At 37.1% G+C, this 11,166-nt stretch carries 9 protein-coding genes; all 9 read left to right on the top strand.

From position 1 onward, the window contains the following. Nucleotides 1-98 (top strand): formate--tetrahydrofolate ligase (locus AC3AX0_RS01375; protein ID WP_487548519.1); only part of this gene is annotated, 98 nt, incomplete at its 5' end. Between the two features lie 444 nt (nucleotides 99-542). Continuing rightward, nucleotides 543-3,257, top strand: coding sequence for a formate dehydrogenase subunit alpha (gene fdhF / locus AC3AX0_RS01380; RefSeq protein ID WP_487548509.1), 2,715 nt, complete (start codon nucleotides 543-545; stop codon nucleotides 3,255-3,257). 2 nt (nucleotides 3,258-3,259) lie between these two features. After that, a complete protein-coding gene (locus tag AC3AX0_RS01385; RefSeq protein ID WP_487548510.1) occupies nucleotides 3,260-3,862 on the top strand; it encodes a molybdenum cofactor guanylyltransferase in 603 nt (200 codons plus the stop codon). Nucleotide 3,863: 1 nt separating this feature from the next. Continuing rightward, a complete protein-coding gene (gene fdhD, locus AC3AX0_RS01390; protein ID WP_487548511.1) occupies nucleotides 3,864-4,640 on the top strand; it encodes a formate dehydrogenase accessory sulfurtransferase FdhD in 777 nt (258 codons plus the stop codon). A 21-nt stretch (nucleotides 4,641-4,661) separates the two neighbouring features. Beyond that, entirely contained in the window at nucleotides 4,662-6,428 is a 1,767-nt protein-coding gene (locus AC3AX0_RS01395) for an NAD(P)H-dependent oxidoreductase subunit E (RefSeq protein ID WP_487548512.1), read from the top strand. A gap of 235 nt (nucleotides 6,429-6,663) precedes the next feature. Then, nucleotides 6,664-7,479 (top strand): pyruvate, water dikinase regulatory protein, encoded by an 816-nt coding sequence (locus tag AC3AX0_RS01400; RefSeq protein ID WP_487548513.1) that lies wholly within the window; start codon nucleotides 6,664-6,666, stop codon nucleotides 7,477-7,479. 25 nt (nucleotides 7,480-7,504) lie between these two features. Beyond that, nucleotides 7,505-10,129: a pyruvate, phosphate dikinase gene (ppdK, locus tag AC3AX0_RS01405; protein ID WP_487548514.1), complete on the top strand. Its 2,625-nt coding sequence runs from the start codon at nucleotides 7,505-7,507 to the stop codon at nucleotides 10,127-10,129. A 112-nt stretch (nucleotides 10,130-10,241) separates the two neighbouring features. Further along, nucleotides 10,242-10,619: an ATP-binding protein gene (locus tag AC3AX0_RS01410; protein ID WP_487548515.1), complete on the top strand. Its 378-nt coding sequence runs from the start codon at nucleotides 10,242-10,244 to the stop codon at nucleotides 10,617-10,619. Nucleotides 10,620-10,639: 20 nt separating this feature from the next. After that, nucleotides 10,640-11,002 carry a VOC family protein gene (locus AC3AX0_RS01415; protein ID WP_487548516.1) on the top strand — a complete coding sequence of 121 codons (363 nt, stop codon included), beginning with the start codon at nucleotides 10,640-10,642 and terminating at the stop codon, nucleotides 11,000-11,002. Nucleotides 11,003-11,166: the final 164 nt, after the last annotated feature.

Genomic DNA, 11,166 nt, shown 5'->3' on the forward strand with positions numbered 1-11,166 from the left:
CAACAGGAAATATCATGAAGATGCCTGGACTTCCAAAGGTACCATCAGCAGAGAAGATTGACGTTAATGAAAATGGAGTAATCTCAGGATTATTTTAGACAATACAAAGCCATTTGAATAAGCCATTTCAAATAGAACAGTTAAAGAAGACAGGATTAAATATTCCTGTCTTCTTTAGTTCACAGGCACCTAAGGAGGCAGGTTACTGAGAAGTCTATATCATCTCTTGATTTATTTTCTTTGGTATGTTATCTTAAATGTACTACAATGCAATACGAGGCTCTGCATTGTGAAACAAATAACTTAGACATTGTAAAAATGGCAAGAATGAAAAGTATTTTAAATCATGCAAAATGAAAGAGAAGAGAGAAAATCGTAGTTTGCTATTGTGTATCTAATGTTCGGAAAAATAGAGATAATTCATGGAAATGGCGAATAAAAGGCTAGATTGTTATTAAATTAACGACGTCGTTATTAAATTAACGTAATAATTAGACGATTTATTGACGTTTGTTTTGTACAATGTTCGTGGGAGGTAATATATGGAAAAAATTAAATTAATGATAAATGATGTAGAATTTATTGCAAAGCAAAATGAAACAATACTGGATGTGTGCAGGAAAAACGATATAGATATACCTACTCTCTGTTATCATCCTGATCTTGATATTAAATATGGGTCTTCATGCAGGCTCTGTATTGTAGATATAGAAGGAAGAAAAGGACTTCAACCTTCATGTTCAACAATCATTACAGATGGCATGGTGATAAAAACCCACAGCGATGAAGTTATTGAATCAAGAAGGCTCATACTTGAGCTTATAATAGAAGACCATCCACTGGATTGTCTAACATGTGAAAAATCAGGCGATTGCAAGCTTCAGGATTTTTGCTACGAATATGATGTGACAGGTCCTGTGTTTAATAAAAATGAAAAGGTTTACGAGAAAACAAAAGACATAGATATAGACGAGACCAATGAGTTTTATATAAAGGATGACAGTAAATGTATAAACTGTGGACTTTGTGTTAGAGCGTGTAACGAGCTGCAAGTAATAAATGCTATAGGGTTTGTAAATAGAAGCGACAAGCAAAAGGTTGCTGCTCCTTTTGGGAAAACATTGGCTGAAAGTGATTGTGTCTCTTGTGGAACCTGTGTTTCACTTTGTCCTGTCAATGCACTGAGTCCAAAGCAGAAGAAAATGAGAAAGTGGGAAATCGAAAAGAAGGTAAAGACTACTTGTTCATACTGTGGAGTGGGATGTCAGATTGATTTACTTGTAAAGAAGAATGAAGTAGTAGGTGTTGAGCCCAACTACAGTTCAACCAACAAGGATTTATTATGCGTTAAGGGGAAATTCGCCTATGGTTTTATCAATCACAAAGACCGATTAAAAAAACCTTTAATCAAAAAGAATGGAGTGTTTGAGGAAGCTAGCTGGGAAGAAGCTTATAATCTGATTACAGATAAAATTAATGAAATAAAAACCAACCATGGAAGCACTGCTTTTGCAGGCCTGTCATCGGCTAGAGTAACCAATGAAGAGAATTATCTTTTTCAAAAAATGATAAGGGCGTATATGGGTACCAATAATGTTGACCATTGTGCAAGGCTTTGTCATGCATCTACTGTTGCAGGCTTGGCTACAACACTTGGAAGCGGTGCTATGACAAACAGCAATACGGAATTATTGGATGCTGATGTAATATTTATCACGGGGTCAAATACAACTGAGACACACCCTGTTCTTGGATCTTTTGTGAAGCAGGCAAAAAATAAAGGTGCAAAAATTATTGTTGCGGATCCTAGAAAGATTCCATTGGCATATAAGGCGGATGTATATCTTCCACTAAAACCTGGTACGAATGTTGCCTTATTTAACGGCATAATGAATGTTATCATTGAAGAAAATTTACAGGATCATGAATATATAGAAAGAGCTACTGAGAACTATGAAGAATTAAAGGAAGTAATTAAAACATACACTCCTGAATACTCTGGAAGTATCTGTGGAGTGGATCCTGAAGAAATCAGAAAGGCAGCCAGGATATATGCCGGAGGAGATAAATCCAGTATTTTGTATTCAATGGGTGTGACTCAACATACGACAGGAACCCAAGGTGTTATGTCTCTTTCAAATCTTGCTCTCCTGACTGGAAATATTGGAAAAGAATCTGCCGGTGTCAATCCATTAAGAGGGCAGAATAATGTACAGGGAGCTTGTGACATGGGAGCTTTGCCTGGTGACTATCCGGGTTATCAGAAAGTTTATGATGAAAATATAAGAAGCAAATTTGAAGATAGCTGGAAGAAAGAACTTTCCAACCAGGCTGGTTTGACTTTGACTGAAATAATCAATGAGTGCGGCAAGGGTGAAATAAAATTCCTTTATGTTATGGGTGAGAATCCAATGCTTTCAGATCCTGATTTGAAACATGTTGAGGAATCGTTAATAAATACTGAATTCCTGGTTGTGCAGGATATTTTCCTTACTGAAACAGCAGAATATGCTGATGTTGTATTACCTGCAGCAACCTTTGCAGAAAAGGATGGTACTTTTACCAACTCTGAAAGACGAGTTCAAAGGGTAAGAAAAGCAATTGAACCTATAGGTGAATCAAAGCCTGATTGGGAAATATTGACAGAAATAATGAACAGGCTTGGAATGGTTGAAACATATCGAAGTTCCGAAGATATATTCAATGAACTGGCAAAGATGACTCCTCAGTATAGGGGTATAAATTATAAAAGAATTGATGAAGAAGGACTTCAATGGCCTTGTATTGATGAAAATCATCCAGGGACCAGATATCTTCACAAGGATGGACCAATCAGAGGAAGAGGTTTGTTTAAACCTGCTGACTATATGGAAAGTTTTGAAGATTCAGACAGTGAATACCCTTATATAATGACTACGGGAAGAATATTGTATCATTATCATACTAGAACCATGACAGGAAAAATAGAAGGGCTTAACAATTTATATCCAAGTTCTTTCGTGGAAATAAATCCTACAACTGCAAACAGATTGAGCATACATGACGGTGAGTTGATAAGTGTTGTTTCAAGACGAGGGGCAATAGAAACAACTGCTGTTGTAACAGAGGATATTCAGGAAGATGTTGTTTTCATACCATTTCACTTTGTAGACGGGGCGGCTAATCAATTGACGCACAATACATTGGACCCTATTGCTAAAATACCGGAGCTGAAGGTTAGTGCGGTAAGATTGGAAAAGATAAAGAAAGAGGTGTAATCATGGAAAGATTCAATTCTGCAATTATATTGGCTGGAGGAAAAAGCAGTAGAATGGGCTACAACAAGGAGCTCATAATCATCGATGAAAAGAAAATAGTCAATTACCAGATTGAAGCTTTGCGCAAGCTTTTTCATGAAATAATAGTTGTGACAAAAAACAAGGAATTTTATAGCGATCTTGATTGCAAGGCAGTAAGTGATATTATCGAAGACAAGGGACCCTTTGGAGGCATTCATTCAGGTCTTTTGGCTTCCAGTAGCATGTATTCATATGTAATTGCCTGTGATATGCCTGTTATAAACACAAACTATATTAATTTTATGAAAAAGAAAATATACCAGGGTGATTTAGACGGCTGCATGACCTTGTATGGAGACCATATAGAACCTTTCAATGCATTTTATTCCAAGAGTATGGTGAAGGATATCGAGGAATACCTCTTCGGAGGTGGATATTCCATATACAAGTTGGTAAAAGCCTTAAACTTCAGCTTTATTGAGGAAAAAATAGCCAGAAGATTCAGTCCGAACTGGGACATGTTTATAAATTTTAATACCAGGGAAGATATATGCAAGTATTTAGGAAATGGAAGCTGTGATTGATATGAATATATCAAAAGACATAAACATTAAAAAATATAAGAACGGGGAATTGACAGAAGAAAAAGACTACGTTGTAGCCGAGTATGAATTTAAGCTTGTTTTAAACGGTAGAGATTTTGTTAAATTCACCTGTTCTCCGGAAGAATTTGAAGAATTGGCAGTTGGATATCTTCTGGCGGAGTCGGTAATAGAGAACTTAAAGGATATAAAAATAAAGGGTTTCACAAGTATTGATTATGAAAAGGGACAAATAGAGGTGGAAACTGTAGAAGACCGTGAGTATCTATTTACTGATGAAGCAAAGCTTGTAAGAAAAATTACAACTGCCTGTGGTAAAAACAGAACCTTTCATCTTCCTTTGTTGAAAAAAAATGGCTGGCGTACTCGTTACATGGAAATCGACTATGAAGAAATTCAGTCTATTATAAAGAATTTCAACGGGAAGTCTGAAAACTTTATAAGTACCGGTGGAGTCCACAGTTGCGGTCTGTCGAACATGAAAGATATTCAGATCTTCAGCGAAGACATCAGCAGGCACAATGCAGTGGACAAGATAATAGGAAAGGCGATTCTTGAAAATATAAGCTTTAAGGATAGTATTCTTCTTGTATCTGGAAGGATTTCATCGGAGATAATTCAAAAGGCTGCTGCTGTAGATATTGGGTGTATAGTGTCAAGGTCGGCGCCTACACTGAAAGCTATAGAACTTGGTGAAAAGTATAAAATAGTCGTTATCGGCTTTGCAAGAGGAAACAGAATGAACATATATACAGGATGAATCATATAGAGGAGGGCAAATATGTCAAACAAGATACTGGATGGCAATGAGGAATTTGTTGAATCCATCTTGAAAAAATACAATTATGACGACCACGAGCTTTTGCAGATGCTTGTGGAGATACAAAAAAACAGGTCACAGGGGTATGTTGACCAAGATACAATCGAATTGCTGTCAAGGAAACTTGGTATACCTGAAATCAGGATTCACAGCGTAATTAGCTATTATGATGCTTTGACAATGAATCCAGACGCCAGATATTCAATAAATGTCTGTAATGGTACAACCTGCAGCCTAATGGGAAACAGTGAAATAGAAAAATGGGTTGAGGATATTCTTAAAATAAAAAAAGGAGAAACAACAGATGACGGTATGTTTTCCCTGAGAGAAACACCATGTTTTGGTGCCTGTGATATTGCTCCTGCATTAAGAATTGGCGACAAGGTATACGGTAAACTCACTAGAAAAAAGGTTACAAATATTATTGAAAAACTGTCTAAAGGTGAATCTTTGACCGATGATGAAATGACAATACAAGAAAATGGAAGTCTTAAAATAATAACTTCGAATTTTAATAAATATGATGGTATGAACATAGTTGGATATATTGGGTTGGGAGGCTTTGAAGCCTTTGAAAATGCAGTCGAAAAAGGTATTGAAGAATCCATCGATGAAATCTCTAAATCAGGAATAAGGGGAAGAGGTGGAGCGCAATATCCTACTGGAAAGAAGCTTTCTCAGTCAAGGTCTGTGAAGAATGACAGGAAGGTGATTGTCTGCAATGCTGACGAAGGAGAACCTGGAACCTTCAAGGATAGGGAAATCCTCAAAAAAGACCCATATAAGGTCATAGAGGGCATGCTCATAGCTTCGTACCTTACTGATGCAACTGAAGGATTCATATATCTTCGTGAAGAATATTATTGGATGAGAGAAAGAATTATTAATGCCATAGAAAAGTCCAGGGAATATGGATGGCTTGGAGAAAATATTAAAAACAGCGGTCATAATTTCGATATAAGACTGGTTTCCGGAGCAGGATCCTACGTTTGCGGAGAAGGATTTGCACTTTGTGAATCATTGGAAGGAAAACCCGGAATACCAAGATCAAAACCTCCGTATGTTAAGCAGGCAGGTTATCTTCAACTTCCAACACTTATAATAAATGTAGAGACACTTGCTGCAGTTACAACTGTATTAAAAAATGGAAGTGAAATATTTACCGAACAGGGTACAGAAGGAAGTCCTGGAACAAAGGTTGTATGCATAAGCGGTAAGGTTAAAAAATCCGGAGTTTATGAAGTTCCCTTTGGAATATCAATGATGGAAATGATAAATGGGCTTGCTGGAGGAGTTATAGATAACAGAAAAATAAGCTTTGTACAAATTGGCGGAGCTTCAGGAGGAATTCTTCCTGCCTCTAAAATAGATATAAACTATGATTATGAATCATTTACTGATCTTGGCATGGGAATAGGTTCCGGAGCTGTAGTGGTGGCTGATGATACCGATGATATAGTGGAATATACAAGTACGGTACAGGAGTTCTTTTCCCATGAAAGCTGCGGTAAATGTACTCCATGCAGGGAAGGAAACAAGCAGCTCAAAAGAATATTGAAGAGATTCATGGATAACAGGGGAACTGAAGATGACATTGCAAACTATAAAAGGATTGTTAAAACCATGGAAATTGCTTCTCTCTGTGGTAGTGGTAAAACTGAAGCGGTACCTTTAAATAATGCAATGGAATATTTCGAGGATGAATTTCGCAAAAGAATTATAAAATAGAAAGACGGTCTGGACAAATGTCCAGACCGCTTTCTATTTCTTTATTTCTTATGTAAATCCTTTCAGAATCAATATTTTCAACAAACTGGTTGTAAATGAATGATTTGAAGGATAAAATAGATTATATGAAATTTTTGTAAAAAAACGCAAAAAAACATGTACACAAATTATTTATTTGTGTTATACTAATTGTAATTTACGGCCGAATAGTATAACACATTGAAGGAGCGGTTGTATGCAAGATGATAAAATAGAGATGTTTGTAGTCTCCGATTCCATTGGGGAAACAGGGGAGTTGGTAGCTCAGGCAGCCAAGATTCAGTTTAATGATTCAGTAGGTGCAATTAGAAAGTTTTCATTTGTTCTTGATAAGGAACAGATGGATGAAATAGTGGAACTGGCAAAAGAAAAGAAATGTATTATTATATATACCCTTGTAATGAGTGAAGAGAAGGAATATTTTAAACAGATTGCCGAGGAAAACAATATTAAAGCAATTGACCTATTAGGTCCAATCATAAAACCCCTGGAGGAGCTTACAGGCATGAAGCCTAAAAGGGAAGCTGGTCTTAATAGAAGGCTTACATCATACTATTTTGACAAAATCGAAGCAATAGAATTTGCAGTGAAGTATGACGATGGGAAAGACCCTAGAGGATTTAAAAAGGCCGATGTTGTACTAATAGGAGTTTCAAGAACTTCCAAAACTCCACTGAGCATGTATTTGGCCAACAAGAACCTGAAGGTGGCAAACCTGCCGCTTGTTCCTGAAGTAAAGCCTGCGGAAGAAATATTTCAGATATCGCACAAAAAAATAATCGGTTTGACAAATAGTCCGGAGGTTCTTAATACTATCAGAAGGGAAAGACTGAAGGACATGGGAGTTAGAAGTAATTCTTCATATGCAGATTTAAACAGGATACTGACGGAACTTGAGTATGCAGACAGAATTTTTCAAAGAATCAAATGTCCAGTAATCAATGTTTCCCACAGAGCTATTGAAGAAACTGCAAACATAATAATATCAATAATTTCAAAAAATAATAAATAGTTTTTACATTTAGGAGGAAATTTACATGGAAAAGAAATGGGTGTATTTGTTTAAGGAAGGGGAAGCATCGAAGAAGGCTCTTCTAGGAGGAAAAGGTGCAAACCTTGCAGAAATGACTAATATTGGTCTGCCTGTACCTTTTGGGTTCACAGTAACTACAGATGCTTGTGCAGAATTCTACAACCAGGGTGAAAAGTTTTCAGACGAGATTAAAAAACAGGTCAATGAATGCATGAATGTCATTGAAGGTCAGTCTGGAAAGAAATTTGGAGATATCAAGGATCCACTTCTTGTATCTGTAAGATCAGGTGCTGCAATATCAATGCCTGGTATGATGGATACAATACTGAATCTTGGTCTTAACGATGATGCTGTTATTGGCCTTGCTACAAAAACTGGAAATGAAAGATTTGCCTACGACAGTTACAGAAGATTCATTCAAATGTTCAGTGATGTTGTTCTTTCAGTTCCGAAGTATCTGTTTGAAAATGTACTTGATGACGCTAAGGAAGAAAATGGATATGAAAGCGATACAGAGCTTTCTTCTGAAAACCTGAAAAAGATTGTTGAAGAATACAAGGCTATATATAAAAAAGAAGTAAGAAAGGATTTCCCTCAGGATCCCAACGAGCAGCTTGAAATGGCAATAAATGCCGTATTCAGTTCATGGAACAATGCAAGGGCGATTACTTACAGGAATATACACAACATGTCTCACTCAATGGGTACTGCCGTAAACGTTCAGTCAATGGTTTTCGGAAACATGGGAGATGATTCAGGTACAGGAGTTGCATTCTCAAGAAACCCAGCTACAGGTGAAAACAAACTCTTTGGAGAATTTCTAATGAATGCTCAGGGAGAGGATGTTGTTGCTGGAATAAGAACACCGAAGACAATAGATGAGCTTAACGATATCATGCCTGAAATATTTACTCAGTTCAAGGATATTACCGAAAGACTAGAGAAGCACTACAAGGATATGCAGGATATAGAATTCACAATAGAAAAAGGAAAGCTCTTCATTCTCCAGACAAGAAATGGAAAGAGAACTGCTGATGCTGCTTTAAGAGCTGCTGTAGAAATGGTTGGAGAAGGTTTAATAAACAAGACTGAAGCACTACTTAGAATAGAGCCTTCGTCACTTGACCAGTTACTTCACCCTACATTTGATGAAGCTACAATGAAGGAAGCGGAAGCATTGACAAAGGGTCTTCCAGCATCGCCTGGTGCTGCTTCTGGAAAAGTATTCTTTACAGCAAGTGAAGCGGTATCTGCTGTTGGGAAAGGAATAGATGTAATCCTTGTTAGAAAGGAAACTTCACCTGAAGATATAGAAGGAATGAACGTGGCAAATGGAATCCTTACTGCAAGAGGTGGAATGACATCCCATGCTGCAGTTGTTGCCAGAGGAATGGGCAAGTGCTGTGTTGCAGGATGTGATGAGGTCAAGGTAGACGAGGCAGCCAAGACATTTACTATCAAGGGAGCAAAATTCGTTGAAGGTGATATCATTTCACTTGATGGAAGCACAGGAAAGGTATACAAGGGAAGCATAAAGACTGTTGAACCAAACCTTTCAGGAGATTTCTCAAAGCTTATGGAATGGGCTGATGAAGTAAGAACTCTTGGAATAAGAACCAATGCAGATACACCAGTTGATTCAGAAATAGCAGTTAGATTCGGAGCTGAAGGTATCGGACTTTGTAGAACTGAGCACATGTTCTTTGATGAAGAAAGAATACCTGAAGTAAGAAAAATGATTCTTTCAGAGACTTTAGATCAGAGACTGGAAGCACTTGAAAAGCTACTTCCAATGCAAAAAGCGGACTTTAAGGGAATCTTCAAGGTTATGAAAGAGAGACCTGTTACAATAAGACTTCTTGATCCACCTCTGCATGAATTCCTTCCACAAGATGAAAATGACATTAAGTCATTATCTGATGATATGAATATATCTGTTGTAAAGCTTAAGGAAGTAATAAATTCACTACACGAATTCAATCCTATGCTGGGACACAGGGGATGCCGTCTGGCAATAACATATCCTGAAATTGCAGTAATGCAGACAAAGGCAATAGTTGAGGCAGCAATAGAAGTAAGTGAAGAAGAAGGTATAAATATCAAGCCTGAAATAATGATTCCACTAGCAGGCATGAAGACTGAACTTGAATATCTGAAAAAAATTGTTGAAATTACAATCAAAGACGTAGTTGCAGAGAAAGATGTTAATTTGGAATATCTTCTTGGTACCATGATAGAAATTCCAAGGGCGGCTGTAACCGCAGATGAAATTGCTGAAGTTTCAGAGTTCTTCTCATTCGGAACAAATGACCTTACTCAAATGGGATTTGGATTCTCAAGAGATGATGCAGGAAAGTTTATAGGAGAATATATTGACAAGGAAATTCTTCCGAGGGATCCATTCCAAAGCATAGATCAGGCAGGTATTGGAAAACTTGTTGAAATAGGTGTTAAACTTGGAAGACAGACAAGAAGTGATCTTAAAATTGGAGTATGTGGAGAGCACGGAGGAGATCCTGAGTCTATTGATTTCTTCTACAGGACAGGGCTTGACTATGTAAGCTGTTCACCTTACAGGGTTCCGATTGCACGACTTGCAGCAGCACAAGCAGTATTGAACAACAAATAATACTGCAGTGATTCAATAGTATGATCAATAATGATTAAATTCACAATTCGTTTCACATGCCTGTTTAAAAGTATTTTATCTGGGTATATTTATACCGAGAGAGGTATGTGAAATGTATTTTAGAAAAAGATTCCGAAGTGATATTGACCTTGCTCAGAAAGTAATATCTGAAGCACTTGATATGGTCGATGGAAATTTAAATAATGATAACCTTTTCGATTTAAGACTAATACTAAACGAATTGATATGTAACAGCATAATTCACGGCAACAGAAAAGATGGAGAAAGGTATGTTGACTTGTATCTTCATATGGACAACAAAATTGTTGAAATTACAGTGTCTGATGAAGGTGAAGGAGTAAAGGTCAACAACCGGTATAATGCCGATGAACTAAAGCCTGGTGGCAGAGGACTTATTCTTGTGAAGAGATTGTCCGATGACTTTCAGATAAATGGAAGCACTGTTAAAATTCGCAAAAAACTGGCTTAGTAAATGAAGGGAGTGGTACTATGATTAATCAATGGGATGGTTCTGTGATTTTTTTAGGAACCGATGATTTGCAGGAGACTCATGAGTTTTATTCAGGTCTTTTGGAGCTTGTACTTTTCAAGGATCAGGGAGACTGCAGGATTTATGAAATTCCAAAGGGTGGAAAAATTGGCTTTTGTTCCGGCATGCAAGTTGTAAAGGGACGGGTCGCACCGGAAATAACCTTGCTTGCTGAGGATGTTGAGTTAGTTCATGCACATATTAAAGCTTCAGGTTATGATAAGCTGCCTTTTCCTGTTGTGGATACCAAATATAATATTTATCACTTTGAAATCAAGGATCCTAACGGATATACAGTAGTAATACAAAAATTCTTGGATTAAACCGGCATTTGCCGGTTTTTTTATTGCTGTAGTAGTGTTATAATCATTACAGTAAGAAAGCAGCTGCGCTGCGTTAAATGCATAAGCATTTATTAAGATGCGAAAGAAAGTTACTTTAACAGCAAAATACCAACGCTTCAAGGGATTTTGTATATTTAACTTTC

The organism is Dethiosulfatibacter sp. (assembly GCF_983023055.1).

Bases quoted from the DNA above. Each gene is read 5' to 3' on its own strand.
- AC3AX0_RS01395 (WP_487548512.1), top strand. From the start codon at position 4,662: ATGTCAAACAAGATACTGGATGGCAATGAGGAATTTGTTGAATCCATC.
- fdhD (WP_487548511.1), top strand. From the start codon at position 3,864: ATGAATATATCAAAAGACATAAACATTAAAAAATATAAGAACGGGGAA.
- AC3AX0_RS01400 (WP_487548513.1), top strand. From the start codon at position 6,664: ATGCAAGATGATAAAATAGAGATGTTTGTAGTCTCCGATTCCATTGGG.
- ppdK (WP_487548514.1), top strand. From the start codon at position 7,505: ATGGAAAAGAAATGGGTGTATTTGTTTAAGGAAGGGGAAGCATCGAAG.
- fdhF (WP_487548509.1), top strand. From the start codon at position 543: ATGGAAAAAATTAAATTAATGATAAATGATGTAGAATTTATTGCAAAG.
- AC3AX0_RS01415 (WP_487548516.1), top strand. From the start codon at position 10,640: ATGATTAATCAATGGGATGGTTCTGTGATTTTTTTAGGAACCGATGAT.
- AC3AX0_RS01385 (WP_487548510.1), top strand. From the start codon at position 3,260: ATGGAAAGATTCAATTCTGCAATTATATTGGCTGGAGGAAAAAGCAGT.
- AC3AX0_RS01410 (WP_487548515.1), top strand. From the start codon at position 10,242: ATGTATTTTAGAAAAAGATTCCGAAGTGATATTGACCTTGCTCAGAAA.